At 54.5% G+C, this 26,641-nt stretch carries 21 protein-coding genes; 11 read left to right on the top strand and 10 right to left on the bottom strand.

The annotated features are described in order from the left end of the window. Nucleotides 1-17: 17 nt before the first annotated feature. On the bottom strand, nucleotides 18-704 hold the full coding sequence (gene lolD / locus NB647_RS06815; protein ID WP_269263858.1) for a lipoprotein-releasing ABC transporter ATP-binding protein LolD: 687 nt from the start codon (nucleotides 702-704) through the stop codon (nucleotides 18-20). Further along, nucleotides 697-1,965 carry a lipoprotein-releasing ABC transporter permease subunit gene (locus NB647_RS06810; RefSeq protein ID WP_269282579.1) on the bottom strand — a complete coding sequence of 423 codons (1,269 nt, stop codon included), beginning with the start codon at nucleotides 1,963-1,965 and terminating at the stop codon, nucleotides 697-699. The genes lolD and NB647_RS06810 overlap by 8 nt, the downstream gene beginning before the upstream one ends. 270 nt (nucleotides 1,966-2,235) lie before the next feature. On the opposite strand from NB647_RS06810, the gene recJ reads away from it, so the two are divergent. Next, nucleotides 2,236-3,933: a single-stranded-DNA-specific exonuclease RecJ gene (gene recJ / locus NB647_RS06805; RefSeq protein ID WP_269282577.1), complete on the top strand. Its 1,698-nt coding sequence runs from the start codon at nucleotides 2,236-2,238 to the stop codon at nucleotides 3,931-3,933. 949 nt (nucleotides 3,934-4,882) lie between these two features. Here the strand turns inward: recJ and proC are convergent. Next, the gene (gene proC / locus NB647_RS06800) at nucleotides 4,883-5,671 is read right to left on the bottom strand and encodes a pyrroline-5-carboxylate reductase (protein WP_269282575.1); all 789 of its coding nucleotides are present in this window, start codon (nucleotides 5,669-5,671) and stop codon (nucleotides 4,883-4,885) included. 252 nt (nucleotides 5,672-5,923) lie between these two features. On the opposite strand from proC, the gene NB647_RS06795 reads away from it, so the two are divergent. Further along, nucleotides 5,924-6,073 carry a lmo0937 family membrane protein gene (locus NB647_RS06795; protein WP_269263853.1) on the top strand — a complete coding sequence of 50 codons (150 nt, stop codon included), beginning with the start codon at nucleotides 5,924-5,926 and terminating at the stop codon, nucleotides 6,071-6,073. A gap of 147 nt (nucleotides 6,074-6,220) precedes the next feature. Then, on the top strand, nucleotides 6,221-7,843 hold the full coding sequence (gene nadB, locus NB647_RS06790; RefSeq protein ID WP_269282573.1) for an L-aspartate oxidase: 1,623 nt from the start codon (nucleotides 6,221-6,223) through the stop codon (nucleotides 7,841-7,843). Here nadB and NB647_RS06785 read toward each other — a convergent pair whose 3' ends face one another. The 5 genes from NB647_RS06785 to mltG all read right to left on the bottom strand — a co-directional run bounded on the left by NB647_RS06785 (nucleotide 7,844) and on the right by mltG (nucleotide 13,106). Further along, nucleotides 7,844-8,560: an ankyrin repeat domain-containing protein gene (locus NB647_RS06785; RefSeq protein WP_269282571.1), complete on the bottom strand. Its 717-nt coding sequence runs from the start codon at nucleotides 8,558-8,560 to the stop codon at nucleotides 7,844-7,846. Nucleotides 8,561-9,507: 947 nt separating this feature from the next. Further along, complete coding sequence (locus NB647_RS06780) at nucleotides 9,508-10,314, bottom strand: TatD family hydrolase (RefSeq protein WP_269282569.1); 807 nt, start codon at nucleotides 10,312-10,314, stop codon at nucleotides 9,508-9,510. Nucleotides 10,315-10,371: 57 nt separating this feature from the next. Then, nucleotides 10,372-11,418, bottom strand: a complete 1,047-nt coding sequence (gene holB, locus NB647_RS06775) for a DNA polymerase III subunit delta' (protein WP_269282568.1) — start codon at nucleotides 11,416-11,418, stop codon at nucleotides 10,372-10,374. A gap of 57 nt (nucleotides 11,419-11,475) precedes the next feature. Beyond that, nucleotides 11,476-12,108 carry a dTMP kinase gene (gene tmk / locus NB647_RS06770; protein ID WP_269282566.1) on the bottom strand — a complete coding sequence of 211 codons (633 nt, stop codon included), beginning with the start codon at nucleotides 12,106-12,108 and terminating at the stop codon, nucleotides 11,476-11,478. Beyond that, the gene (mltG, locus tag NB647_RS06765; RefSeq protein WP_269282564.1) at nucleotides 12,105-13,106 is read right to left on the bottom strand and encodes an endolytic transglycosylase MltG; all 1,002 of its coding nucleotides are present in this window, start codon (nucleotides 13,104-13,106) and stop codon (nucleotides 12,105-12,107) included. Before mltG ends, tmk begins: the two co-directional genes overlap by 4 nt. Nucleotides 13,107-13,209: 103 nt before the next feature. On the opposite strand from mltG, the gene ygfZ reads away from it, so the two are divergent. Then, nucleotides 13,210-14,220, top strand: coding sequence for a CAF17-like 4Fe-4S cluster assembly/insertion protein YgfZ (ygfZ, locus tag NB647_RS06760; RefSeq protein ID WP_269282562.1), 1,011 nt, complete (start codon nucleotides 13,210-13,212; stop codon nucleotides 14,218-14,220). 29 nt (nucleotides 14,221-14,249) lie between these two features. Here ygfZ and thiD read toward each other — a convergent pair whose 3' ends face one another. Next, nucleotides 14,250-15,071 carry a bifunctional hydroxymethylpyrimidine kinase/phosphomethylpyrimidine kinase gene (gene thiD / locus NB647_RS06755; RefSeq protein ID WP_269282560.1) on the bottom strand — a complete coding sequence of 274 codons (822 nt, stop codon included), beginning with the start codon at nucleotides 15,069-15,071 and terminating at the stop codon, nucleotides 14,250-14,252. A 299-nt stretch (nucleotides 15,072-15,370) separates the two neighbouring features. On the opposite strand from thiD, the gene NB647_RS06750 reads away from it, so the two are divergent. From NB647_RS06750 to bioC, 7 genes are all read left to right on the top strand, one after another. After that, nucleotides 15,371-16,651, top strand: a complete 1,281-nt coding sequence (locus NB647_RS06750) for an efflux RND transporter periplasmic adaptor subunit (RefSeq protein WP_269282558.1) — start codon at nucleotides 15,371-15,373, stop codon at nucleotides 16,649-16,651. A gap of 11 nt (nucleotides 16,652-16,662) precedes the next feature. After that, on the top strand, nucleotides 16,663-19,902 hold the full coding sequence (locus NB647_RS06745; protein WP_269282556.1) for an efflux RND transporter permease subunit: 3,240 nt from the start codon (nucleotides 16,663-16,665) through the stop codon (nucleotides 19,900-19,902). Continuing rightward, nucleotides 19,899-21,356: an efflux transporter outer membrane subunit gene (locus NB647_RS06740; RefSeq protein ID WP_269282554.1), complete on the top strand. Its 1,458-nt coding sequence runs from the start codon at nucleotides 19,899-19,901 to the stop codon at nucleotides 21,354-21,356. The genes NB647_RS06745 and NB647_RS06740 overlap by 4 nt, the downstream gene beginning before the upstream one ends. Nucleotides 21,357-21,461: 105 nt before the next feature. Continuing rightward, a complete protein-coding gene (locus tag NB647_RS06735) occupies nucleotides 21,462-22,202 on the top strand; it encodes an NRDE family protein (protein WP_269263842.1) in 741 nt (246 codons plus the stop codon). A gap of 35 nt (nucleotides 22,203-22,237) precedes the next feature. Then, nucleotides 22,238-23,392, top strand: coding sequence for an 8-amino-7-oxononanoate synthase (bioF, locus tag NB647_RS06730; RefSeq protein WP_269282553.1), 1,155 nt, complete (start codon nucleotides 22,238-22,240; stop codon nucleotides 23,390-23,392). Continuing rightward, nucleotides 23,389-24,123 carry an alpha/beta fold hydrolase gene (locus NB647_RS06725; protein ID WP_269282550.1) on the top strand — a complete coding sequence of 245 codons (735 nt, stop codon included), beginning with the start codon at nucleotides 23,389-23,391 and terminating at the stop codon, nucleotides 24,121-24,123. Before bioF ends, NB647_RS06725 begins: the two co-directional genes overlap by 4 nt. Before the next feature lies 1 nt (nucleotide 24,124). Beyond that, nucleotides 24,125-24,898, top strand: a complete 774-nt coding sequence (gene bioC / locus NB647_RS06720) for a malonyl-ACP O-methyltransferase BioC (protein WP_269282549.1) — start codon at nucleotides 24,125-24,127, stop codon at nucleotides 24,896-24,898. Nucleotides 24,899-24,916: 18 nt separating this feature from the next. Here bioC and NB647_RS06715 read toward each other — a convergent pair whose 3' ends face one another. Next, nucleotides 24,917-26,545 carry an MFS transporter gene (locus NB647_RS06715; protein WP_269282547.1) on the bottom strand — a complete coding sequence of 543 codons (1,629 nt, stop codon included), beginning with the start codon at nucleotides 26,543-26,545 and terminating at the stop codon, nucleotides 24,917-24,919. Nucleotides 26,546-26,641 lie beyond the last annotated feature (96 nt).

The following is a 26,641-nucleotide window of genomic DNA, read 5'->3' as shown; positions in this document are numbered from 1 at the left end:
TTGCGGAATAATCTGGTTTATTCCGGTAATTTTAACAGTCCTTTTTCCGACATGCGGTAAATTTTGTCACATCGCCGGGCCAGCTCCGTATCATGCGTGACGATGACAAAAGCCGTTTTGAGCGTGGTGGATAGTTCCAGCATCAGATCGAAAATCTGCTGTGCCGTCGTACGGTCCAGATTGCCTGTCGGTTCATCCGCCAGAACGCAGGCGGGATGGGTGACAAGCGCTCGGGCCAGCGCGACACGCTGGCGCTCTCCGCCTGAGAGTTCTCCCGGTACATGAACGGCCCTGTTTTCCAGTCCGACACGTGCCAGTATCCGGTGTGCGGCCTCGTGGGCCAGAGCACGTTTTTCCCGGCGGATCATTAGGGGCATGGCGACATTGTCCAGTGCAGAAAATTCAGGCAGCAGATGGTGGAACTGGTAAACGAAACCCAGCGCGCGGTTGCGCAGTTCACCGCGTTGCGCTTCGTTTAAGGTGGCGAGCTTCTGCCCTTTCAGGGTCACCGAACCGGCTGTCGGAATATCCAGACCACCCAACAGGTGCAGCAGAGTCGATTTTCCTGACCCGGAAGCACCGACGATAGCGATACGTTCCCCTTCCCTCACTTCGAAATCGATGCCATTGAGTACGTCAACGGCATATTCTCCCTGCCGGAATGTCTTGCACAATCCTTCACAGGACAAGACTGTTTCATTCATAGCGTAATGCCTCCGCGGGGTTGACCTTGGCAGCACTCCAGCTGGGATAGAGTGTCGCCAGAAAAGACAGGACGATGGATGCCCCCCCGATCAGCAATACATCCTTCCATTGCAGATCGGATGGCAGCGAACTGATCAGATAAATGTCTTTCGGCAGAAGCTGGAAACCGAACAGGCGTTCGATAAAAGGCATAATGACGTCAATGTTGACAGCGACGAGAATGCCGAACCCTGTTCCGATCAGTGTACCGAAAATGCCAGCCAGTGCGCCCTGTATCATGAAAATTTTCATGATTGAACGGGGAGAGGCGCCCAGTGTCCGCAAAATGGCGATATCCGCCTGTTTTTCCGTTACGGTCATGACCAGGGTAGAAACGAGATTGAATGTGGCGACCGCAATGATCAGCATAAGAATGATGAACATCATTTTCTTTTCGGTCTGAACGGCGGCGAACCAGTTGCGGTTCTGTTTCGACCAGTCGCGCACGATGACATCGTCGTCGGAAAGCAGCAGGCTCAATTCATGCGCTACCTGAGGAGCTTCATGCATGTCTTTGATCTGAACGCGTAATCCGGTTGGTGAATTGGTACGAAACATGCGCATGGCATCTTCCATATTGACAAATGCCAGTGTGGAATCGAATTCGAAATGGCCTGCTTCGAAAATGCCGGTGACCGTGAACTGTTTCAGGCGGGGAAGAACGCCGGCAGGAGTCACCTGCCCTTGCGGAATGACGACAGTCAGTTTGTCTCCGGGACCGATACGCAGTACGCGGGCCAGTTCCTTGCCGATGGCGATATTGAACGATCCGGGCTTCAGATCACCCAGTTTGCCGAATTTGAACTGGCGGGTAATTTCCGAAACGTTGGGTTCTTCCTGCGGTTCGATTCCACGCACAATTACGCCACGCATCAGGTCATTGCGGGTCACGAGGGCCTGCCCGATCACGTAAGGTGCCGTACCGGTCACTTCCGGGTTTTCACGGACTGTGGCCGCCGTTTTCTGCCAGTTTGGCAGTGAACCAAAAACGTCCTGGACTTCGATGTGGGGGAGAACGGACAGCATCCGGTCGCGGACTTCTTTCTGGAAACCGTTCATGACCGACAAGACGATGATGAGTGCCGCTACACCCAGTGCGATACCGGTCATCGATATCAGCGAGATGAACGAGATGAAACGGTTGCGGCCACTGCGTTTTCCAGAACGGATATAGCGCAGGCCGACGAGCCATTCGAAAGGCAGATTGGAAAAAATTTTCAACGTGATACTCCCGGCAAGATGGCACAGTTTGCCATATATTCGGTTTGGCGTCACATATTGATCGCCTGTCTTCTTGCTTTAGCGCATGGGCGATGTCGGAACAGAAAAGCCGGTATGGTGGGTGACGGCTTTTCGCGGTGGAAAAATTGACAGGCAGCGGAAAAATTCCCCGTGCAACGGAAAAAATGCGAAAATGACAATTTTGTGAAACAGGTTCAGCCTTGACCTTGACTGTTTCCCGTTCTGTATCCGTACAGGATTTTCGCTGTCATGACCCGAATTGCCGTCCGTCCCTATTCCCTGCAGAGTTTCCGGCATTTGCACGATGCCGGTATACATCCCGTTTTAGCGCGGATTTTTGCGGCACGGGGTATATCCGAACCGGCTGAACTGTCTACCGGACTCTCCGGCATGATCCCGCCGAAACAGTTGCTCAATATTGGCAAGGCGGCCGTTTTTCTGGCCGATGCAATTGCCGGTGGCCGGAAAATGACAGTTATCGCGGATTACGATTGCGATGGTGCCACAGCCTGTGCCGTTGCGCTTCGCGGATTGAAACTGATGGGCGCCCGTGTCGATTTCATGGTACCGAGCCGTTTCGATAACGGATACGGATTGACGCCGGCCATTGTGGATGAAGCGAAAAAAAATCACGGAACGGAAGTGCTGGTTACCGTCGATAACGGTATCGCCAGTCTGGAAGGGATCGGGCGGGCTGTAGCGCTGGGGATGGAAGTACTGGTGACCGATCATCACTTGCCGGGCGATGAATTGCCGAAGAACTGCATTGTCGTCAATCCCAACCAGCCCGGCTGCCCTTTTCCCAGCAAGCATCTGGCCGGGGTCGGTGTCATGTTTTATGTCCTTCTGGCACTGAGAGCCGAAATGCGGCTGCGGCATGTCTTCGATGAAAGTACCCAGCCGCGTCTGGATCATTTGCTCGATCTGGTGGCGCTGGGCACGTTTGCCGATGTGGTCCGGCTCGATGCCAATAACCGGATTCTGGTGGCACAGGGATTGCGTCGTATCCGTTCGGGAATCATGCAACCGGGGGTCGCGGCCCTGTTTATGGTTTCAGGCAGGGATTGCCGGAAGGCTTCTCCTTTCGATCTCGGGTTTGCGCTGGGGCCAAGGCTGAATGCCGCCGGCCGTCTGTCGGATATGGCACTGGGGATCGAATGTCTTCTGACGGATGATGCATCCCGTGCATTGCAGATGGCGGAGGAACTGAACCGGATCAATACCGAGCGGCGGGAAATCGAGGCGGACATGCGCCTGGAAGCCAGGGAAAAAATCGCCCGGTTCCAGCCGGAAAACCGGGCGACGATTTGTGTTCTGTCCGAAGACTGGCATCAGGGCATCATCGGTATTCTGGCGTCCCGTATCAAGGAAAAATATTTCCGGCCGACGATGGCATTCGCTGCCGGCAAGGATGGCAGACTGAGAGGATCGGGCCGTTCCATTCCGGAATTTCACATGCGTGATGCACTGGATCTGATCGCCAAGCGGCATCCTGGCCTGATTGTCCAGTTCGGAGGGCATGCCATGGCGGCGGGTCTGACGCTAAAAGCGGATGGATTCGAGGTTTTTTCCGAAGCGTTCGAGGCGGTGGCAAAGGACTGGCTGACCCAGACGCAACTGGAAAGACTGGTCGAAACGGACGGTTCTCTTGACGATGACTGTTTCAGTCTGGATTTCATCCACTTGCTGGATGCCCAGGTTTGGGGACACGGATTTCCGCCTCCCCTGTTTTGCGACGAATTCACCGTATTGAACCAGCGCATTCTCAAAGACCGCCACCTGAAACTGCAACTGGAAAAAAACGGTCGTCACTTCGACGCTATCCAGTTCGGCAGTACGACCATGCTGCCCCGTTGCGCCCGGCTGGCATACCGGCTGGATGCCAATGAATATAATGGCAGGACGTCCGTTCAGCTTCTTGTCGAACATGCCGAAGACCCGAAATGAAAACAGTCAGTTTCCAGTAGGTAACGGTTGTCCTGCCGGTCTGATCGTCAGGTATCGTTTTGTGTGTTTCGGTTTATGGTACAGTGAGACGGACGGCAACTTTGGCAGATCGCGTTGCCGTGAATCGCGCAAGCCTGCACGTTGTGTCTGGAAGGTCACTGTCCCGGGTTTCTTGCCTCGGCACAGCCCTGTTCTGCCGTTTTTTCCGGTGAAAAAGACAGCAGGATACGGACATGTGTTATCTCTGAACTGTCGGGGTTATACCTGCGAACAGGATACCGATACCGGAAAAAACGGTATATGGTTGTTTTTCCGTTTGATCTCCAGGAAAACGGATAGACTTGGGGGGTACCCGGGATTCACTTTGCATTGGCGGGACGGCGTTGTCCGTTACGAAATGACTTCCTGAATATTTTTCCATCGTAATGAGCATTGCCAGATATGGTTGATGTCTGCGCATATTCTTGTATAGCCGTTTCTCATGACGGAACATGGTTTTGGCAAAATATCCGGAGATTCCTGTGCATCTGTCATGAGGGAGAGCCGGCAGGTATGCCGGAAATCCGGTTTTTTTCATGGGTCGTTTTCGGGAACCATGTTTTCCATTCTGTCATTTCACGGTGTGTTTTCTATTTTGCAAAGCAGACGGCATGTGCGTTTATCCGGAGCGGTCTGTCTTGTTTATTCCGTATGATTGCAGGACCGGCAAAGGGGAATTCACACAGTCATCCGTAAACGGATAAGTCAGGCGAACGGGGCAGGAAACAGAATATGGAAGATTTCGTTAATCAGGGAAATCCGTATTCCTTTCACCGGAACAGCAACAGCTTGTCGGTAATGTAATCCGTTATCCGGTTGTAAAAGGACTTTTTCTTTAAAAGATTCTGTGGCGGGTTTGAAAAATGGCTGAAAAACAGCGGCTTCTTCAGCCATTTTCCCGTCCGGAAAATCAGTCCGGTTTTTTGTAGGCGGCATCCATGGCATTCATCATGGCAATACGCAGGCCACCTTCTTCCAGTGCCTTGACACCGCGAATCGTGATGCCTCCGGGTGAACAGACATCGTCTTTGAGTTTGCCCGGGTGCATGCCGGTGTCACGAACCATTTTCCCGGAACCCAGAACCGTCTGGCTGGCGAGCCTGTAGGCGATGTTTCTGGGCAATCCATAATAGACCGCACCGTCGGCCAGTGCCTCGATCATCATGAAAACCCAGGCGGGTGCGCAACCCGAAAGCGTGCCTCCGATTCCCATCAGATCGCTGGACAGTTCTTCCACCTGTCCCAGCGCTGCGAACAGCTGTCGGGTGAATGCCATTTCTTTCGGGGACAGATCATTGGTGGCTTCGATAATGGACATCCCCTCGCCTACCATGGCCGGTGTGTTGGGCATGATCGCGCAAATGTGGGTGGAGATATCAAGAAAACGGCGGAAACGGTTGTATTGCCATCCTGCTGCCACCGACAGCAATGTCCGGTTTTTCAGCTGGTCACGGTTTTCACTCAGGATGTTTTCGACATTTTTGGGCTTGACCGCCAGAAGAATCATTTCGCTGTTGTCGATGACATCCGGTATGGATGTGGCTTTCGCCATACCGCATTCCCGGTTCAATCCGTTCAGTTTGGAATCGTTCGGATCATAGGCGATGGTTTCCTCACCTTTCAGAAAACCTGACTTGACGGCCCCCAGCAGAATGGCCGATGCCATGTTACCCATGCCGATGAATCCCAGTTTTTTCATAATTTCTCCTTTTGTCAGGTTGATGCCGGTTCGGGCCAGATCCTGTTGCCGGCTTTTCCAGTCCGTTCAGGCAGCGCAAATGCATGAGATCTTTCATCGCTTTCCCGATCGGGCCGGATAATTTCATGATGTTTGACATGCATTTTACTTTTACCGAATTCGGGCCGGAACCGGTTTTGTCGGAAACGGTCGTAAATGGATGTGACAGGCCGATGTTTGTTGTGCCGTAGCCAACTCTTCCGGAGAAATCCCATGCTATACACTATTGCCGTGATACTTTTCGTTTTGTGGCTTGTCGGGCTTTTGACAACGCATTTGCTGGGCGGTTTCGTCCATTTGCTGCTGATCGCCGCCGTTGTCGTTCTGCTTTTCGGCCTTTTGACCGGCAGACGTTCCTCCTGAAACGCCGACGTTTTTTTGCAGTTTTCCGCATCTGTCGAACAATAATGCATTTTCAGCCGGAAATGTGACGGCAAAACACATGACGAATCGTTTTTAATGGAATATAGTGTCCGTTTCAGAAACCATTACCATTCCGGTGGAAAAGTCATGAATTTCGATGTCGTTATTGTCGGCAGCGGACTGGCGGGACTGTCCGTTGCGTTGCGTCTTCCCAAAACATACAAAATCGCCCTGATCTGCAAGCGGACATTGTGGGAAAGTGCCAGCAATTTCGCCCAGGGAGGAATCGCCGCCGTTCTGGACCCGGTTCTGGACAGTATCGAAAAGCATGTCGAGGATACCCTGACGGCCGGTGCCGGGTTGTGCGATGAAGTCGCTACCCGGTTTATTGTCGAGCATGGCGGGGAAGCCATCGACTGGCTGATCAATCAGGGTGTTCCCTTTTCCAGAGACCAGTCCACCCAGACCGGCTATCACCTGACACGTGAAGGTGGCCACAGCGAGCGGCGCATTATCCATGCCGCCGATGCGACCGGACATGTCGTCCAGCAGACGCTGGAACGGATCATCCGGAACAGCCCGAATATCCATCTTTTCGAAAACCATTTCGCTGTCGATCTGATCACCTCGGACAAGCTGTATGAAGACAAACAGCCGGTTGAATGTTACGGTCTTTATGTACTCAATGAAGAAGAAGGGAAAGTCCATACGTTTGCGGCACGGCATACCGTACTGGCGACGGGAGGGGCCGGCAAGGTTTATCTTTATACGACCAATCCGGACACTTCGACAGGTGACGGGGTGGCGATGGCCTGGCGTGCCGGCTGCCGGGTTTCCAATATGGAGTTCGTACAGTTTCATCCGACCTGTCTGTATCACCCTTATGCCAAGTCTTTCCTGATTTCGGAATCGGTCCGGGGCGAAGGCGGATTGCTGAAACTGCCGCCGGATGCCGGAGCGGATGCCGGCATGCGTTTCATGCCGGAACACGATTCGCGGGCCGAGCTGGCGCCGCGTGATATCGTGGCGCGTTCCATCGACTTCGAGATGAAAAAACGCGGTCTGGATTATGTCCATCTTGATATCAGTCACCAGAATCCGACGTTTCTGAAAGAACACTTCCCGACGATTTACGCCCGTTGCCTCGAACTGGGAATCGATATCACCAAAGAACCGATTCCTGTGGTTCCCGCAACGCATTTCACCTGTGGTGGTGTCGTGACCGATACCCGGGGAAGAACGGATATCAGGAATCTGTACGCTGTAGGGGAAACGGCCTGTACGGGATTGCACGGAGCCAACCGGCTGGCCAGCAATTCGTTGCTGGAATGTCTGGTTATCGGCAAAACGGCGGCGGAATATATCGCCAGCCAGCCGGAAGAACCTTTCCATGTCTTGCCGCAGTGGGATGAAAGCCGGGTTTCCAACGCGAATGAGGAAGTCGTCATTTCCCATAACTGGGATGAATTGCGCCGGTTCATGTGGAATTATGTGGGGATTGTCCGGACGACGAAGCGGCTGGAGCGGGCCCAGCGCCGGATCCATCTGTTGCGGGAGGAAATTGACGAGTATTACGCCAATTTCATCATCAGCAACAATCTGCTGGAATTGCGCAATCTAGTGGATGTCGCGTCGATGATTGTGGAAAGTGCACTCTTGCGCAAGGAAAGCCGCGGCCTGCATTACAACTCGGATTATCCGGCCACTTTCCCGAAAGCCATGCCGACCGTTCTGACTCCGGTCAAAAGACGGACACCTATGGCCGGATGATCAAAAAGGAAATTTCGGCAGAACGTTTTTCCGCTTTTCGAGTTCCGCCTCTTTTCTGATCAGGTAATCCAGCCCTTTGACGATGTCGGTATTCTTGTTTTCCAAGGCGAAATCAATGGCGGAATAACCTCGCTGGTTTTTCATCGTGATATCTGCGCCATTGTCGTACAGCAATTTGACCGTGTAGATATGGCCGCCACGGGCGGCCATCATGACCGGTGTTGTCGCGTTGGGAGAAGCTGCATTGACGAAAGCGTCTTTGGCCAGCAACATCGTGACGATGGAGTTGTTGCCGCTGGCTGCCGCGTAATGAAGCGGTGTCCAGCCGTTCTTGTTGACGCGTGCCCCTTTCTCCAGCAGGGCTTTGACCGCCTTTTCATTGCCATTGTAGCAGGCGATCATCAGGGCATTGTCGCCATTGAACGCTTCCGCATCGATTTTCGTGCGCCGATCGGCCAGCAGTACTGCCATGACTTCCAGCGCGTTTTCCCGCATGGCCAGTATCAGACCGGTATCCCCCCTTTTCGGTTCGATGGCATTGGGATCGAATCCCTGTCGCAACAATTCCCTGATTTTTCCTGGCTGGTCGTTTTTGGCAGCGATGAACCAGTCGTCGAAGGAACCGGCCTTGGCGGTGGCGGAAAAAAGGGATAACAAAGCCAGTACAAGAACAATTGCCCGGCTGGCCGTTTTAAAGAATGCGAAAAATTTTGTCATGGCAGGGAAAGAAAATCGGGGTGGTGTGTATTATCCGGCAAATCGCCATGCCATCAAATGACAGTGAATCATTCCTGCAACGGATTGCATGAAATCGGACAAAAACAGGCCGGGTCTATGACGATGGAATATTCCGTCTCCCGTTCAGGAACCGGCGGTTCGCAACGTGCACCACGGATTTGGCTGGTTGATTATCGGTATTTACATGTAAATCGGACTGAAAAAACGTTTTTTGTTTTCGACTTGTTAAAGATAATCCGGATGAAAATAATAAAATATTCACTGCCGGTGAATATCCGGTAAATGCCGGACTGGATTTTCTGAATGAAAACCGGCTGTACAGAAAACCGGAAAGCGGTATTTTCTATCGGATTTTATAATCAAATGATGATTTCCGGCGACAAGTTGCGCTGTTTTTTTCATATTTGATACTTCACTGGTTATGCTTTTTTTCGCATATGACGGTTGTTCAGTCAACAGCGATTATACCGGATGAAAAAACGGAAAGGAAAAGAACAAAATAAAAATATGATAATATTCTTTTAAAGAAGAATGTAATTCTATGATATATATGAAGAAATCTGTATAAAAACAAAGGAGATTGCAACAGCAATCTCCTGTTTCCGGATAATGTTTGCGATCAAACAGCCTGAATCCAGAGAGTCGTGATAATAACACCAGCTATAACGATAAACAGTGCTCTCATTACCATAGAGGAGTTTTTCATGATAGATTCCTTACAATTCATTGTCAGTTTGTGAGAAAAATGCACCTCTTTTACGTCTGCCTTTTTGGTATTCAGTACCGTTGGTGCTCACGTTGAAAATAATTCTACTCCCCTTTTTTTCAAAGTCATAGTTTTTTTTAATGAATACTTAAAAAAAACGGAAGCCGGATTCGATGACGGTTAATATTTTGGTGAAACGTGGCATCTCAAACCATTCCGGTCAGTCGGAAACAGTATTATTTTCGATATTGAAAAGCCTGAAATAATTTTCCGAGGTATGCCGGGCGATGCGGGAAACGGGCATGCCTTTCAGCATGGCGAGTTGCTTGGCGACTTCGACGACAAAAGCCGGTTCATTGGTTTTGCTTTTGCTACGGAAAGCCTGCGGTGTCAGCCAGGGAGAATCGGTTTCGATCAGAAGCCGGTCAAGCGGAATGAGGCGTGCGATCGATCTCAGGTCTTTGGAGGCAGGATAGGTCAGTACTCCTGAAAATGAAATGTAGAATCCCATGTCCAGTGCGGCTCTGGCGATCGGCATGGTTTCTGAAAAACAGTGCATGATGCCGCCGAAACCGCCCTTGTCCAGTCCGGCGCCCTCTTCCTGAAGGATTTTGATGGTGTCCTCGGCCGCTTCACGGGTATGGATGACCAGAGGTTTTCCGACTTCACGGGAAGCCCGGATCTGGGCGCGGAAACGGTCCATCTGCCATTTCTGGCGCGGTTTGACGCGATAATAGTCCAGCCCGGTTTCTCCGATAGCGACGACTTTCGGATGTCTGGCCAGTTCGACCAGTTTTGCGGTATCCACTTCTCCCACATCCTTGGGGTCAGGATTGGGATGAATGCCGACTGTCGAATGGATGGTATCGATTCTTTCCGCCAGTGCCAGCGCAGCCGGAAAGTCGGCCAGACTGATGGTGACGCACAGGGCATGACTGACTTGGCTGGCCGCCATGTTGTGCAATACTTCGTCCTGACGTTTTGCCAGATCGCGCAGATGGATATGACAGTGTGAATCGACGTACATGATGTAAAGACCGGGTAAAATGGATCAAAGGGCGCTATTTTACAAAATTTCCCCTGTTCATGGCGAGAATATTTTCCGGTAATCCAAAAGCATGTCTTCAAGCGCGAGTCGTGGTACAAGCGGATGGTCGGCGGTTTTCTTGCGCTCGTTGACTTTTTTGAGCAGGTTCAGCAGCTGGTCGATATCGGCTTTTTTCGCCATGCTTTCCAGCGCAGGCCGGTAACGGGGATAATAGCGCAGATTGCCGGCCAGACGGAGTGACAGCAAATCGTAAAGCCAGCGCTGGTGCCATGTCACCAGATCGGCCATCGGGACTTTCTGGAGTTTTTCCGCCGTTTTGAGCAGTTCCGTATCGTTCGGGGTGGCCAGTTCGTTTAGCAATACGGTCATTTCTTCACGGATTCCGTGTTGCGCCTCGGCCAGTGCGGCGACGGGTGCGCCACCCTGTCCGGCCAGCCAGTCGCCGGCGTCGTCAATGCCCTTTTCTTTCAGCCAGCCGAGGGCGACCGATGTTTCCGGCATCGGAAAGGCCAGTTTGGAGCAGCGGGATACGATGGTGGGCAAAAGCGCGTCGAGATGGTTGGTGATGAGAATGAAAAGGGTGCCGGCTGGCGGCTCTTCCAGCATTTTCAAAAGCGCGTTCGATGATTCGGATGTCATGGCCTCCGCCGGATAAACCGATATGATGCGCGATCCTCCCCGGTGGGTGGAGATGTTGATGAAATCGGCCAGTGACCGGATTTTGTCGATACCGATTTTCCGGGACGGCTCTCTGGATGTTTTGCCTGTCGCGGGTTCTTCGTCGGTGGAAGCGGTTTTGTCGGCATTCTGGATGCCGCGGGCGATTTCCAGCGTTTCCGGCAGAATCTGACGGTAGTCGGGATGGGCATACTGGTCGAACCAGTGGCAGGACTGGCACGATGCGCAGGGCTGCCCGCCAGATGGCCGGTTTTCGCACAGCATGGATTTCGCAAAGGATTCGGCGAAGGTTTCGATCCCGGTGCCCGTCGGGCCGTAAAACAGCAGCGCATGTGGCAGCTTGTCCATCATCCGCTGGAGGTATTCCCAGTTTTCCGTATGCCAAGGGTAAATGGATTCTTCCATATATTCAATATATTGGACAGTTTTATTGAAAATATACTTTAATGCATGGATCCGGTTTCAGCCCAAATTTCCGATCAGTTCTTTCAGGATATCACGGATGGATTCGATGGAAAGCGAACTGTCTATGATTCTGAACCGGTCGGGAAATTCTCCGGCACGGTGGAGATATTCGGTGCGGACACGATTGAAGAAAACGGCCTTTTCCCGCTCGAACTTGTCAGGCGAACGGGCATCTTTCAGCCGTGCCTGCGCGATTTCGGGCGAGACGTCGAACAGGAAAGTCATATCGGGATGCAGATGGGGATGAACCCAGTGTTCGAGCTGGCGGAGCTTGTCGCGTTCCAGCCCTCTCCCCCCTCCCTGATAGGCAAAGGATGCGTCTGTAAAACGGTCGGAGATTACCCAGTCGCCGCGTTTTATGGCCGGTTCGATGACCTGTTCGAGATGTTCTTTCCGGGCGGCGAACATCAGAAGCGCTTCCGTTTCCGGATGCATGTTTTCATGAAGGAGCAGTTCTCTCAGTTTCTCGCCCAGTCCGGTTCCACCGGGTTCACGGGTGACGATCACCTTGCGGTTTTTTGTTTCCAGAAGCGTTGTGACATAGTCGATATGGGTCGATTTGCCGGCACCGTCAATGCCCTCGAATGTGATGAAACGGCCGGGATAGGGATGGGGTCTGCTTGAAATCATCGTATGTATTTGTCGACAGCTTTGTTGTGTTCGTCCAGAGTGCGGGAAAAATGGCTGGTTCCGTCTCCGCGGGCCACGAAATAGAGTGCGTCCGTTTCGGCGGGGTAAAAGGCGGCTTCAAGCGCTTCCTTGCCCGGCAACGCGATCGGGGTGGGCGGCAGTCCGTACCGGGTATAGGTATTGTAAGGGGTGTCGGTACGCAAGTCGATCCGGCGGATTTTCCCGCGGTATTTTTTCCCCATGCCATAAATGACCGTCGGGTCGGTCTGGAGTTTCATGCCGGCTTTCAGCCGGTTGACGAAAACGCCTGAAATCATGTCCCGGTCAGCCGGATGGGCGGTTTCCTTTTCGACAATGGATGCCATAATCAGCGCTTCATACGGATTTTTGTAGGGCAGTCCGGGGTCCCTGTCGTCCCAATAGGCATTGAGCCGTGCCATCATCGCGTCGTGAGCCAGCCGGTAGATCAGGATGTCTGGCGTTCCTTTTTTGAAAAGATACGTGTCCGGGAAAAAAAGCCCTTCTCCGGCATGGTGGCTCAGGCCCAGTCTTTTCAGCAGTTCGCGCTCGGAGAGGTCGGCTGTTTCGTGGTTCAGTCCGGGGTGTTTTGCGATGGCCTGCCGCATTTGATGGAATTTCCAGCCTTCGATGATCGTCAGCGATTCCATGGCGAAGATGCCTTTGGTGATTTTTTCGAGCAGTCTGGCCGGTGTTTCTCCTGCCTTGAGTTCATAAGGGCCTGCACGCAGGCCGGAACTGTTGCCTGACAGGCGGACCAGCAGGACGAAAAGCGTATCGCTGATGGGGACGTTTTGGCCATTCAGCTGGTTGGCGACGGTTCTGGCCGTTCCGCCCGGAGCGATTTCGAAAGGAACCGGTTTCCCCCTGTCGAATACCGGCAATTGTGTCCAGCAGAGAAAGGCCAGTATGACAATAGCGGCGATGACTGCCATCAGGGCAGCCGCAATGCATATTTTTCTTTTTTTCTCGCCAGTCATGAAAATCGGTCAGATGACGGATGTTTAACAAAGTCCGTCATGAAAATGAAAAAAAAGAATATACTCGACTTGATCCAATCCGAAAACTGTTTTATTTGAAACCATGAATTCCATTGCTTTTCCCCGATCCTGTCCGCAAGACGTTCTCGAGTCCGGTTATGTCGTCCTGCTCAAACAGACCGGCCTGCTTTCCGTCGAAGGTGACGATGCCGTCCGCTTTGTCCACGGTCAGTTGAGTAACGATATCGAGCATCTGGGACCCGGTTCGGTACGGGTGGCGGCCTATTGCACGCCGCAAGGCCGGATGCTGGCGCTTTTCCATATCTGGAAATCGGGAGGGAAAGTGTGCATGATGCTGCCGAGGGATATTCTGCCTGCCCTGCAAAAACGTCTTCAGATTTATATTTTGCGTGCCAAAGTGAAACTGGCCGACGAGAGCGACAGTATGGCGATTCTCGGTATCGGCGGCAGAAAAGCGGAAACCGTCCTGTCGGAGTGGTTTCCCGGCCTGTCTCTGGCCTTGTCCGGAAAGACGGAAAACGAAACGGGGGTTCTGATGCGGGTGAAAGACGCTTTCGGCGCTCCCCGCTATCTTCTGGCCGTTCCTTCCGGCAAGTTGCAGGAAATGGAAAGCGCCCTGTCCGCCAAACTGGCCGTTTGCGACGAGAGTGGCTGGTTGCTGGGCGATATCGAGGCGGGCATGCCGCAAATCACCCTGCCGGTTCAGGATCGTTTCATTCCCCAGATGGTCAATCTGGAAGAAACAGGGGGCCTTTCGTTCAAAAAGGGGTGCTATCCGGGGCAGGAAGTCATCGCGCGCAGCCAGTATCGCGGCACGGTCAAACGCAGGATGTTCCATGGACAGGTTAAATGGCCTGAAGGTACTGCCGTTTCGGCCCTGAATATGGCGGCGGGAGCCGATCTTTTCGATTCGCAGGGACTGGTTTGCGGTACGGTCGTGCAGTCTGTTCGCCGGGATGAAAAGCATATCGATTGCCTTGCCGTTGTGCAGACGGATGCAAAGGAAACGGGAGACATTCATGCCGCAACACCGGATGGTCCCGTTCTCACCTGGGTACCGCTCCCCTATTCCCTGACAGGTACCGGTTCCTGAAACGGGCGGTTCGGAAAACAGGGCGGATTTTACCGTGCCGCAAACGATTTCCAGAGGTTATGGAAGTGGTGGACGGGGCCGTGGCCGTGTCCGACATCCAGTTTTCCGGATTCGGCCAGCGCTTCTGTCAGATAGGCCTTGGCCTCTCTGACACTGTCGGGCAATGGCAGTCTGGTCATGTAAGCGGCGATAGCGGCCGAAAGCGTGCAGCCTGTTCCGTGGATATTCTGTGTCCGGATACGCGGTGCGGACAGCATTTCTGTTCCGCCTTTTCCGTAAAGAAAGTCGATGCTGTTTTCTGAAGCGGCTTCAGGCAGGTTTCCGCCTTTTAGCATGACCCATTCGGCGCCGAGCCGGTGCAGTTCCGGCAGAACGGCTTTCATGGCATCGATGGAGTCCGGTCTTTCCTTTTTCAGCAGGACGGCCGCCTCAGACAGGTTTGGTGTGATGAGGGTGGCTATCGGTACCAGCTTGTCCCGGATGGCGGCGATAGCATCCTGTTTGAGCAGCAGATCGCCACTTTTCGCTACCATGACCGGATCGAGCACAACAGGACATTCAGGATGTTTCGACAGACACGAGGCGACCGCTTCGGCGATGCCGGCGGTAGCTACCATGCCGATCTTGACGGCGGAAACGGTGACATCGTCGAAAATGGCATCGATCTGGTCGGCCACAAAAGCGGGATCAAGCGGCTGGAAAGAACGGACTCCCACTGTATTTTGCGCGACGACAGCCGTAATGGCGGCCATGCCGTAAGTTCCAAGTGCGGAGAATGTTTTCAGATCAGCGGAAATGCCTGCCCCGCCGCTCGGGTCTGTGCCCGCGATAGTCAGTACGTTGGCGATCATGTCTGTTTTTTCGTGTGATGAAACGGTTCCGGTCCATTTGTTTGAAGAACCGTATTGTAAGTGAAATACCGGCAAATGGTTTTTTTCCATTTTCCGATCGGTTTCATGGTTTCGGGCAGCCGGGATTGTCGAATGCTCCGGATTGTATGGCAAACAAACGGAATCGGTTATGGCTCTGATTTAAATAAAGAAGTCTTTCGCTGCTTTCGGATAAGGTTCATTCAGTGTAATGGAAGTGCCGGAAGGCACCGGCACTTTCCCGTGATTTTGAATGAACCGGAAACCGTAAGGAGAATCGGGTGAAAAATCGTGGTGTAATGACCGGTGTTCTTGTCGCCGGAATAGCTGCCCTGCTGCTTGTCGCGGCTTGCGGAAAAAAACAGGAAATGCCCGGGACGGGAAAACCGAAAGTCACCACGGTGACAGTCAAGGCGAGAAATCTGCCGGTCACAATGGAGTATGTCGCCCAGACGGCCAGTTCACGCATGGTCAATATCAATGCCAGAGTGAACGGCTTTTTGCAAAGGCGGCTGTATCAGGAAGGCGGTATGGTCAAAAACGGCCAGACGCTTTTCCAGATCGATCCGCGCCCTTTCCAGGTCCAGCTTGACGAAGCCAGTGCCGCGCTCGCTTCCAGCAAGGCGGCACATGCCACGGCCAAATCCAATCTCGACCGCATCAGGCCGCTTGTCGAGCTGAATGCACTCTCGAAAAAGGATCTGGACAATGCCAGAGGGCAGTTTCTGACGACGCAGGCCGCCGTTCATCAGGCAAAGGCGCAACTGGATGCGGCCAGACTGAATCTGTCCTATACCACTATCAAGTCACCGGTCAACGGTCTGGCCGGTTCGGCCACTGTCGCCGAAGGCACTTATGTGGATGCAACGAACAGCCGTTTGACGACGGTTTACCAGCTCTCGCCGATGTGGGTGAATTTCAGCATGTCGGAAAACCAGTTGCTGGATATGCAAAAACAGATTCAGGCCGGTCAGCTCAGGGTCCCGGCAGACGATCATTATGTGATCGAGGTGGTGTTGCCTGACGGATCGGTTTTTCCGAACAAGGGGAAACTCGTTTTTTCCGCTCCCGATTATGATCCGACAACGGGAACCAATATGTTGCGGGCCAGTGTGGACAATCCGTCCGGCATGTTGCGGCCGAACCAGTTTGTCCGGGTGCGGATGAGCGGTGCACAAAGGCCCGATGCCATTTCCATTCCCCAGAAGGCGGTCCAGCAGGGATCGAAAGGCCATTTTGTCTGGGTCGTCAAGGATGGCAAGGCCCGGTATCGTCCGGTAACGGTCGGGGAGCAGTCGGGGGCGAACTGGACGATTCTCCAGGGATTGCAGGATGGCGAAGAGGTCGTGATCGACGGGGTGCAGACCCTGTCTGCCGGTGCCGATGTCGAGGTAACGGACAGTCTACGGCAAGATGACGGTGTATCCGGATCGTCTGCTGCTCCGTCAGGAAATGATACCGGCGGCGCCGTGTCGGGGGAACACAACCCGGACAGTCCGGATGCGGCAACTGTTGCCGCGTCCAGGGGAAATGCGGAAAACGGATCGGACCGGAAACAGTGAGGGGGTAAACCATGTTTTCCAGATTTTTTATCGAACGCCCCATTTTCGCCATTGTCGTCTCGCTGATCATTTGTATTGCGGGTGGTTTGGCTCTGACGCAATTGCCGGTGGAACAGTACCCGAATATGAGTCCGGTCCAGATCACGGTGACGGCACAGTATCCCGGAGCGGATGCCAAAACGGTCGCCGATTCGGTCGCTGCCCCTCTGGAAAGCCAGATCAACGGGATCGACAACATGCTGTATATGACGTCGTCTTCCTCATCGTCCGGACAGCTTGAACTGACGGTCTATTTCGATATCGATACCGATCCGGATATCGCGCAGGTACAGGTACAGAACCGCGTCAATCAGGCGACGCCGCAACTGCCGAGCGAAGTCACGCAAAACGGCGTCGATGTGGCGAAACAGTCTTCTTCCATGTTGATGATGATCGGGATTTATGGCGATCCGTCCCGGTACAGCGAGGATTATGTCGCCAATTACGCCAACGTCTATGTTCTGGATGCCATCAAGCGGGTTCCGGGAGCCGGCCAGGCATCGGTCATGGGGTCTGCGGATCAGGCGATGCGTATCTGGCTCAATCCCGACCGGATGGCGTCTTACGGTATCACGACAACGGATGTGGCACAGGCCGTTTCGTCCCAGAACAAGCTGTTTTCGGCGGGACAGATCGGAGGAGAACCGGCACCGGCCGGAACCCAGCAGACGTATCCGGCCATTACCCAGTCGCCCTATCAGGATGCATCCGATTACGACAATATGATAATCCGCGCCAATAACGACGGCAGTGCCATTGTGCGCCTGAAAGATATCGGCCGTGCGGCGATGGGCAAGCAGTCGTATCTGGTCGATACACAGATGAACGGCCAGTTTTCCACGTTTATCCAGATTGTCCAGCAGCCGGGGGCCAATGCACTGGACGTTTCCAGGGCCGTCCGTGCCGAACTGGAAAAGCTTCAGGCCGGTTTCCCGGAGGGAATACGTTACGTGATCGGCGTCGATACCACCGATTTCGTGCGCATCTCGATCGAAGAAGTCATCAAGACACTGGTGATCGCCATTGTTATCGTAATCGGTGTGATTTATGTCTTTCTTCAGAAATACCGCGCGACCCTGATCGCTTCTTCCGCGATTTTCGTCGCTTTGCTCGGTACGTTTGCCGGGATGTATGTGCTGGGCTTCACGATCAATATGCTGACGCTCTTCGGGCTGGTGCTGGCGATCGGTCTGGTGGTGGATGACGCCATTGTGGTGGTGGAGAACGTCGAGCGGAATATTTCGCAGGGCAATATGGAACGGAAGCAGGCGACGATCAAGGCGATGAACGAACTGGTCAGCCCGATTGTCGCTACGGTACTGGTACTGGTCTGTGTGTTCGTGCCGGCGGCTTTCGTGCCGGGCACGACGGGCCAGCTCTACAAGCAGTTTGCCATTACCATTGCCGTTTCGGTGACTCTTTCCGGTTTCGTGGCCCTGACATTGACACCGGCGCTGTGCGGCAGCTGGCTGAAACAGATCCCTTCTCCGCAAAAAGGTCCTTTTGCCTGGTTCAACAAAAAATTCGCTGCCTTAACCGAACATTACGGGCGGTGGTCTGCCGCCATTATCCGGCATTTCCTGATTTCGATCGCCTGTCTGGGAATCATGGTGGCGGCGATTTTCATTCTGTTCGAACGTTTGCCGACCAGTTTCGTACCGCAGGAAGATCAGGGGTATCTGATCACGGCGGTGATATTGCCTGATTCGTCCAGTCTTGAACGGACGAAAAACGTGATGGACAAGGTATCCGGTATTGTCGAGAAAATACCGGGTGTCCAGACACGGGCCGGGATTTCGGGGTTTTCTCTGCTGGATAACGGTTTCAAGAATTCGTCGGGTACCTATTTCATGGCGTTAAAACCGTTCGATGAACGCTACAAAAACATCAGGACCGCCGAGGAACAGAATGCCGGTACGATCATGCTGGAACTTTACAGGCAGACCCGTGCGATTCAGGAAGCGGAAGTCCTGCCGATTCTGCCGCCGCCCATTCCCGGACTGGGCAGTACGGGCGGGTTCGAATTCTGGTTGCAAAGTACCGGTACGGATTCCCCCGAACAGTTGCAGGATGTGCTGGACAGTATTCTGGCGAAAGCGAAAAAACGTCCCGAGTTGACCAGTCTGAATTCCACTTATCGGGCACAGTCGCAACAACTCAAAATCACTGTCGACCGCGACAAGGCACGGCTGCTCGGACTGGATATGGATGACATTTCGGGGACGCTGGAGACACAGTTCGGTTCCTCGATTGTCAGCCAGTTCAACCAGTTTTCCCGTGTCTGGTATGTGATCATGCAGTCGGCACCGGAATTCAGGACGACACCGGATGACGTCACGCGGCTGTATACCCGCAATGCCAGTGGGCAGATGGTTCCGCTTTCTTCTGTCGTGACGACGTCGTACACGACAGGTCCTGATCTGGTTCCCCATTTCAACGGTTTCCCGGCAGCCGAAATTACCGGTAATGCGGCAACCGGTTATTCGTCCGGGGAAGCCATGAAAGTGATGGAAGAAATCGCGGCGGAGACGATGCCGAAGAATTATTCCTATGGCTGGTCGGGGGTGGCCTATGAAGAACAGAAATCGGGAACGTCCTCGATGATCGTCTTCGTATTCGGTGTGGTACTGGTTTTCCTGATTCTGGCGGCCCAGTATGAAAGCTGGTCGCTGCCTGCTGTTGTACTGACGGCCATTCCGTTCGGCATTATCGGTTCGCTTCTGGCGACCTGGGCCAGAGGGCTGGATAACGACGTGTATTTCCAGATCGGTCTGCTTGTGATGGTGGGACTGGCGGCCAAAAATGCGATTCTGATCGTCGAATTCGCGGTCGAACTGTCCGGAAAACCTGGAACGACACTGGCACAGGCGGCCGTTGAAGCAGGCAAGATCCGTTTGCGTCCGATTGTCATGACATCACTGGCTTTCATCGGTGGGGTCATTCCGCTGGCGATTGCCATGGGTGCCGGTGCCAATTCCCGGCATTCGATCGGTACCGGCATTATCGGTGGCATGATCGGTGTCTCCACTCTGGCGCTTCTGTTCGTTCCGATGTTTTATGATCTGTTTGTCAGTTGGGAACGGAAAATTCGTGGCCAATCCGGTGGAGAGCGGACGGATGCGGTATCGCGACAGGCCGCTTTACCGAAAGAACTTCCTTTGACGGACGATTACCGTCCGGCAGACGGCAAAACGAAGGGAGGCGAGCAATGAAGGCCGCATGGATTGGAGTGGTTGGTGTGACCGTTGCCGTGTTGGGTGGTTGCATGATGGGGCCTGATTATCGCCGTCCCGATTTGCCGGTACCGGAGACGTACCGTTTTCTTCCGGAAGACGCTTCCTTGCAGGCGCTTGACTCCCGCTGGTGGGAAGATTTCGGCGATCCGGTATTAAACGGTATGGTGGAAGAAGCGATTGCCAATAACCGGGATCTCAGGGCGGCGCTGGCGAATTCGGAAAAGGCCGCCGCCGCCATTATGCTGGCCCGTTCCGATCTGTTTCCGCAGATCAGTATAAATGCCAAAACGGGACGTGAGCGGTTGTCTGAACGGGATGCGGAACCGGTGATCGGGGTATCCAACCCGCAAAATGGCCGTCAGGCCAGTATTGGCGCGAGCTGGGAAATCGATCTCTGGGGCAGGATCCGTCGTCTGACGGAATCGGCCGAGGCCGATGCCCGGTCGGTTGAGCAGGCCCGTCGTGCCGCCCTGCTTTCTGTCGTCGCGAATGTCGTGACCCGGTATATCGATTTGCTGGCGCTGGACGAACAGCTGGCTATCGCACGGAATACCTCGGACAATTATGCCGAATCGCTCAGGATTATCGAATTGCAGTTCAAATACGGTGTCACGTCGCAGATGACGGTGGCACAGGCCGCTTCGCAATACGAAACGGCGCAAAGCCAAATTCCACAGATCCGTCATAGTATCACCCAGACGGAAAATGCCCTGAATATCCTGATGGGCAGAAATCCCGGACCTGTCATGCGCGGTTCTTCACTGAACCAGCTGAAATCGCCCGTCGTTCCGGCCGATCTGCCTTCCCGTCTTCTCCTGAGACGTCCGGATATTCTTGCGGCCGAACAGGATCTGGTTTCGGCCAATGCCATGATCGGGGCGACACGTGCCCTGTATTTCCCCACCATTTCCCTGACGGGAGCATTCGGATCATCCAGTGAATCGCTGAAAAATCTGTGGAAAGGCGATGCCAAAACCTGGAGTTTTGCCGGAGTATTCACCATGCCTGTTTTTCAGGGAGGGTCGATTTACGCTCAGGTCAGGCAGGCGGAGGCAGGCCAGCGTGCCGCCCTGGCGAAGTATGAGGCGGCAGTGCAGTCGGCATTTGCCGATGTGGACAATGCCCTGTCCCTGTGGGAACGCGTGAATGAACAACTGGAAAAGGAAATCCGGCTGGTTTCGCAATTAAGCGATTATTCACGTCTGGCGAAACTGCAATATGACGAGGGATATTCCGCCTATTCCGTGGTCTTGCAGGCGGATCAGTCGCTTTTTCCCCGCCAGCTGACGCTGGCGCAACTGAAAGCGTCTTCATTGACATCGGTTGTGGGCCTGTACAAATCGCTGGGAGGTGGATGGATCGATTTGGCGGACCGGAAAACGCCACAGATACCGGAAAAGGAAAGCCGGAAAAACGCTCGGAAAATGTAAATCGTTCCCGGTGAAACCTGAATGGCCATTTTGTTTTAAAATGAGGCCCATTCAGCATCGTGCTGGCTTTTTTGTCGCTTGCCTGTTCCGGAGATTGTCCTTTATATGTGTCTGATCGTATTTGCATGGCAAATCAAACCCGGTGTACCCCTGATTGCCGCATCCAACCGGGATGAATTTTATGCAAGACCTGCCGTGCCGGCCCACCAGTGGAAAGATCATCCGCAGATTTATGCCGGGCGCGATCTGGAAGGTGGCGGAACGTGGCTGGGGGTGGCGCATGAAGCGGGCAAAAAAGGCAGCCGGTTCGCCGCCCTGACCAATGTGCGGGCTCCGCATCTGATGAAGGAAAACGCGCCGACACGCGGCCTTCTGGTCAGTGATTATCTGGCGTCGAATCTGACGCCGGAAGAGTATATCCGCGAGATCCGGCGGGAATCGTTCCATTACAACGGATTCAATCTGCTGGTCGGCGATGGCGATACACTGGTGTGGTTTTCCAATTTCGGCATGATGAATCCGCAAAACGGCCGCCCGTTGAAACCCGGTATTTATGGACTGTCGAATGCCCTTCTGAACGACCCATGGCCGAAAGTCGTCCGGACCCGCGCCCAGTTCGCCTGCCTGCTCGGGATCAATGCGCCGGAAGAAGCCTATTTCGAAATGCTCTCGGATACGACGAAAGCGCCGGACAGGTTGCTGCCGCATACCGGGGTATCCTATGAGTGGGAAAAACTGCTCTCTTCTGTCTGCATCGAATCGCCTGATTACGGAACCCGCGCCTCGACGCTGGTTGAAATGTATAATGATGAGCCGCCTGTCCTCCATGAGCGCGTCATCCGTTAACCGGACGGCGACATAACCGGTCTCGGGAAAACAAAATGATCTGGGAAGAACTGACCCGGCAGCTTCAGTCGCTGTCGGAAAACAATCTGTTGCGTCAACGGAAAACGCTGGAGTCCGCCTGCAGTACGCAGGCTGTCATCGATGGCAGGACGGTTCTCGCTTTTTGCAGTAACGACTATCTGGGGCTGGCGTCCCATCCGGCATTGGCCGATGCTGTTTGTGCATCGGCCAGGCAGTGGGGAACCGGTTCTGGTGGTTCGCATGTGGTCAGCGGCCACATGGGACCGCATGATGCGCTGGAAAAGGCACTGGCCGGTTTTGTCGGGGCCGATCGCGCCCTCTTTTACAGCACCGGTTACATGGCCAATGTCGGCGTCGTGCCGACACTGGTAGGACGTGGCGATGCCGTTTTCGCCGACCGCCTGAACCATGCGTCGTTAATCGATGCCGTCCAGCTTTCCCGTGCGGAACATCGTCGTTATGCCCATAACGATATGGAACAGCTGGAAAAAATGCTGGCGGCCAGCGATGCGAAACGCAAACTGATCCTGACGGATGCGGTGTTCAGCATGGATGGCGATCTGGCGCCCTTGAAGGCCTTGATTGGGCTGGCCGAGCGTTATGATGCCTGGCTGGTGGTGGATGATGCACACGGTTTCGGCGTGCTGGGGCGCGAGGGACGCGGTTCGCTTGACCATGCCGGACTGTCTTTTTCTCCGCGTCTGGTCTATGTCGGAACGCTGGGCAAGGCCGCCGGTGTCTCGGGGGCGTTTGTGGCCGGGTCGGAAACCGTCATCGAGTGGCTCATGCAGCGTTCACGCTCCTACATTTTCACGACGGCGACCAGCCCGGTCATGGCTTCCGCGATTCTGGCCTCGCTCGAACTGATCAGAAACGGCGATGACAGGCGCTGCCATTTACAGGCGCTGATAGACCGGTTGCAGCGTGGACTGGACGGTTCGAAGTGGAAACTGTTGCCTTCTTTCACGGCGATCCAGCCGGTGGTGGTTGGTGAAAACGATGCCGTTCTGAATGTTTCCGCCGAGTTGGCCAAACGGAACATTTGGGTGCCGGCCATCCGGCCGCCGACCGTTCCCAAAGGCAGTGCGCGTTTGCGTATTTCCCTGTCTGCCGCACATACGCATGAGCAGGTTGCCCGACTGGTCGATGCCTTGAGGGAAATGGCATGACGAAACTGGTTTTCTGGCATGGCTGGGGCATGTCGCCCGATGTCTGGACTGATTTCATGAAGGATCTGTGCGAGGTGCTGTCCGGCGATACCGTATATGAAGCCGTGCCGCTGCCGGGATATGCGGGTACCGGCCTGCCCGACGGCGATTCGCTGTCGTCATGGGCAGATGCCCTGATGGAAGGTATGCTGGAGCCGATCGTTTTGTGCGGCTGGTCGATGGGAGCTGTTCTGGCATTGTCGGCTGCTTGCCGTTATCCGGAGAGAATTGAAAGACTGGTGCTTTTTGGCGCAACGCCCTGTTTTGTCGAACGGCACGGCTGGCAGGCCGGCATGTCGCAGGAATCCGCCCGGCATTTCCGTGACGGTGTCCGGGCCGATCCGGTTGCCACGCTTCGCCGTTTCGTCGCACTTTTCAACCGGCAGGACAAGCAGGCACGTGCCATCGTTCGCCGGCTGTCGGGGCTGGATATTCCCCCCTCCCCGGTCCTTGATGCCGGTCTGGATTTTCTGGACAGAGCGGATTTTCGTTCGCTTGTTCCGCATATCCGCCAGAAAGTCCTGCTGGTTCATGGTGAAAACGATCCCCTGATGTCGCCTGATGCCGCTTTATGGCTGGCAGAAAACCTGCCGGATGCTACCCTGGAGATTTTGCCGGATGTGGCGCATGCGCCGTTTTTGTCCGATTCCCGGCAGTGCGCCCGGTTTGTCGGAGCGTTTCTGGGAGACTGATATGGACAAGACGAAAATCGGCGAGGCATTCGGCCGGGCGGCTGCTTCATATGATGCTCTGGCTGTATTCCAGAGGCAGGTGTGTGAACGGATGTTGTGCCTTTTGCCCCGGTGGTTGCCGGCCGGATGGACGCCGGAACGTCTGCTGGATGGCGGGTGCGGTACCGGCTTCGGTTCCCAGTGCATGAGATGCCTGTGGCCGGATGCTTCATTGACCGGTTGCGATCTTTCTTCCCGAATGGTCGAACGCATGCGGCAGAAAGGGTTCGAGGCGGTGGAAGGCGATCTGGAAAATCTGCCTTTTCCGGATAGCAGATTCGATTTCGTATGGAGCAGTCTGGCTTTGCAATGGTGTCGTCCCGATACGGTGTTTCGGGAGCTGTACCGGGTACTCGGCGAAAACGGGATTCTGTATTTCTCGACACTGGCGCCCGGTACACTCTGCGAAACCGGTTTCGCCTTTTCAGGGCTGGATGATGCCGGCCGTGTCCTGGATTTCCATCCGGTTGCCGCACTGAAAGAGCGGATGCGTGAGGCGGGTTTCACCGATATCCGTGTCAGGCATGAAACACACAGGATGTATTATCCGGATGTCCGTTCCGCGCTGGAGTCGGTCAGGGGAATCGGTGCCGGTTATGCTGCCGGGAAACGTCGTGCCCTGCTGGGCAAAATGGCCTGGAAAATGATTCAGGAACGTTACGAATCCCTGCGGGAAGAAAACGGGCTGCCGGTTACCTACGAGCTGGTTATCGGGTATGGCGTGGCCGGCAGGTGATGAAGCGTCCGGTTCTTGCTAGTCGAAAATCCTTTTGTGTCCGATAGCCGACAGCATCCGGATGACTTTCGGAGGGGCGCTTCCACGATGATAGGCTCGGGCCCTGTTCCGGACTTCATGGTCGGAGACGGTCATGCGTTCGCGCTGGCGCAGCATGTCCAGCATGTTCTCGATCATGTAGGATTCGATCATGATACCCGGTCGCGTCATGTCGTTGAAAAGGTTCCATTGCATGGCTCCGTTGCGTTGCCGGATGTCTCTCAGGCGAGTCATGATGTCGGTGAAAGCTTCGGTGTCTTCCGGACGGATCAGATATTCGATAGTGACCATGATCGGCCCTTCGTCCATTCCGATGTTGCGGGGTACCGGTCCGGCCCAGTCGGGGGACAAAGGCGTCAGGTCGGCCTTGTCCTGTGTTCCGACATAAAAACGCCATGAAATGGCGATACCGACATAAAGACAGGCGGCGGCGATAGCCAGAGCGGCCGGAATATTCAGCAGTCCGGCAACCTGCCCCCAGACGACGCTTCCGCCGGCCATCCCCCCGGTAAAGACAATCCAGAAGAATGCAAGACCGCGTGCCCTGACCCATCCGGGAAGTGAAATCTGCGCGGCGGTCATCAGAGCCGAAGCGGTCATCATCCAGGAAATTCCGATCACCAGCATGGCGGCACAGGCCGCAGCGACGATATCGGAAACCGCCAGTGCCAGCATGGCGATACCGTAAAGTGCCGATGCACAGCGGATGATGGTATCCCGCGTGACGCGGCGGATCAGTCTTGGCATCAGGATCGCTCCGGTTATCGCACCGATACCGATACAGGCCAGCAGCAGGCCGTAAGTCCCCGGGCCGCGTTTCAGTTCCTGACGGACGATCAGCGGCATCAGCGCCCAGGAAGCGCTGGCGAAAATGAAAAAACAGCATCCGCGCACCATGACGGCGCGAAGTGCCTGGGAATGGCGCGCGAACCGCAGGCCGGTTTTTACGGCGGCAAACAGGTGTTCTGCCGGCAAGGTGCTTTGCGGGACGTTGCGTTTCCAGCGGATGACCAGAAACAGGACGACAGTGTAGAAGCAGGCATTGGCCACGAAAACGGCGCCGGATCCGGCGGCGGCCACGATCATTCCGGCAATGGCCGGTCCGACGGAACGGGCGATATTGATGGCGATACTGTTTAAGGCAACGGCGGACTGCAATTCCTCACGGGGGACGAGTTCCGGAATGATGGCGCCCCAGGCCGGCATCATCATGGCGATGCCGACGCCCAGAAAGAAGGTGAACAGCAACAACAGCAAGGAACCGGTGACGCCGGTCAGTGTCAGAATGCCGAGCGATCCCGCACATGCCGCCATCCAGATTTGCGTTCCGATCAGGTAGCGACGACGGTCGACGATGTCGGCCATGGCGCCTGCCGGGATGGCCAGCAGGAAAAACGGGGTGCTGGTGGCGGCCTGTACGAGGGATACCATGACCGGTGTCGGCGCGAGAGATGTCATCAGCCATCCTGCTCCGACATCCTGCATCCACGAGGCGATATTGACGAACAGGATGGCGATCCAGAGCATGCGGAAGACACCATGACGGAAGGGTGTCCATGCCCCGATCTGCGGTTCTGCTTTTTGGGGGGTATTTTCGCCTGTTTCCATAGTGCGGTTGGTCTGTTCTCCGGCAGAAGGGTTTTCCAGACCGTAAAGATAGCACTCCTGAAACCGTTTTTTCCATTCATCAGTCAAGAAAACGGA

The sequence above is a fragment of the Oxalobacter aliiformigenes genome (genome assembly GCF_027116575.1).
GTDB classification, from domain to species: domain Bacteria; phylum Pseudomonadota; class Gammaproteobacteria; order Burkholderiales; family Burkholderiaceae_D; genus Oxalobacter; species Oxalobacter aliiformigenes.
Note: the sequence above shows the minus strand (reverse complement) of the source record. Positions and strands in the feature narration are given on the sequence as shown.

Excerpts from the sequence above, each read along its gene's own strand:
- NB647_RS06740 (WP_269282554.1), top strand. The coding sequence starts at position 19,899 with ATGAAGGCCGCATGGATTGGAGTGGTTGGTGTGACCGTTGCCGTGTTG.
- lolD (WP_269263858.1), bottom strand. The coding sequence starts at position 704 with ATGAATGAAACAGTCTTGTCCTGTGAAGGATTGTGCAAGACATTCCGG.
- tmk (WP_269282566.1), bottom strand. The coding sequence starts at position 12,108 with ATGATTTCAAGCAGACCCCATCCCTATCCCGGCCGTTTCATCACATTC.
- bioF (WP_269282553.1), top strand. The coding sequence starts at position 22,238 with ATGATCTGGGAAGAACTGACCCGGCAGCTTCAGTCGCTGTCGGAAAAC.
- NB647_RS06715 (WP_269282547.1), bottom strand. The coding sequence starts at position 26,545 with ATGGAAACAGGCGAAAATACCCCCCAAAAAGCAGAACCGCAGATCGGG.
- NB647_RS06725 (WP_269282550.1), top strand. The coding sequence starts at position 23,389 with ATGACGAAACTGGTTTTCTGGCATGGCTGGGGCATGTCGCCCGATGTC.
- NB647_RS06785 (WP_269282571.1), bottom strand. The coding sequence starts at position 8,560 with ATGACAAAATTTTTCGCATTCTTTAAAACGGCCAGCCGGGCAATTGTT.
- nadB (WP_269282573.1), top strand. The coding sequence starts at position 6,221 with ATGAATTTCGATGTCGTTATTGTCGGCAGCGGACTGGCGGGACTGTCC.
- holB (WP_269282568.1), bottom strand. The coding sequence starts at position 11,418 with ATGGAAGAATCCATTTACCCTTGGCATACGGAAAACTGGGAATACCTC.
- proC (WP_269282575.1), bottom strand. The coding sequence starts at position 5,671 with ATGAAAAAACTGGGATTCATCGGCATGGGTAACATGGCATCGGCCATT.
- NB647_RS06745 (WP_269282556.1), top strand. The coding sequence starts at position 16,663 with ATGTTTTCCAGATTTTTTATCGAACGCCCCATTTTCGCCATTGTCGTC.
- mltG (WP_269282564.1), bottom strand. The coding sequence starts at position 13,106 with ATGACTGGCGAGAAAAAAAGAAAAATATGCATTGCGGCTGCCCTGATG.
- thiD (WP_269282560.1), bottom strand. The coding sequence starts at position 15,071 with ATGATCGCCAACGTACTGACTATCGCGGGCACAGACCCGAGCGGCGGG.
- ygfZ (WP_269282562.1), top strand. The coding sequence starts at position 13,210 with ATGAATTCCATTGCTTTTCCCCGATCCTGTCCGCAAGACGTTCTCGAG.
- NB647_RS06795 (WP_269263853.1), top strand. The coding sequence starts at position 5,924 with ATGCTATACACTATTGCCGTGATACTTTTCGTTTTGTGGCTTGTCGGG.
- bioC (WP_269282549.1), top strand. The coding sequence starts at position 24,125 with ATGGACAAGACGAAAATCGGCGAGGCATTCGGCCGGGCGGCTGCTTCA.
- NB647_RS06735 (WP_269263842.1), top strand. The coding sequence starts at position 21,462 with ATGTGTCTGATCGTATTTGCATGGCAAATCAAACCCGGTGTACCCCTG.
- recJ (WP_269282577.1), top strand. The coding sequence starts at position 2,236 with ATGACCCGAATTGCCGTCCGTCCCTATTCCCTGCAGAGTTTCCGGCAT.
- NB647_RS06780 (WP_269282569.1), bottom strand. The coding sequence starts at position 10,314 with ATGTACGTCGATTCACACTGTCATATCCATCTGCGCGATCTGGCAAAA.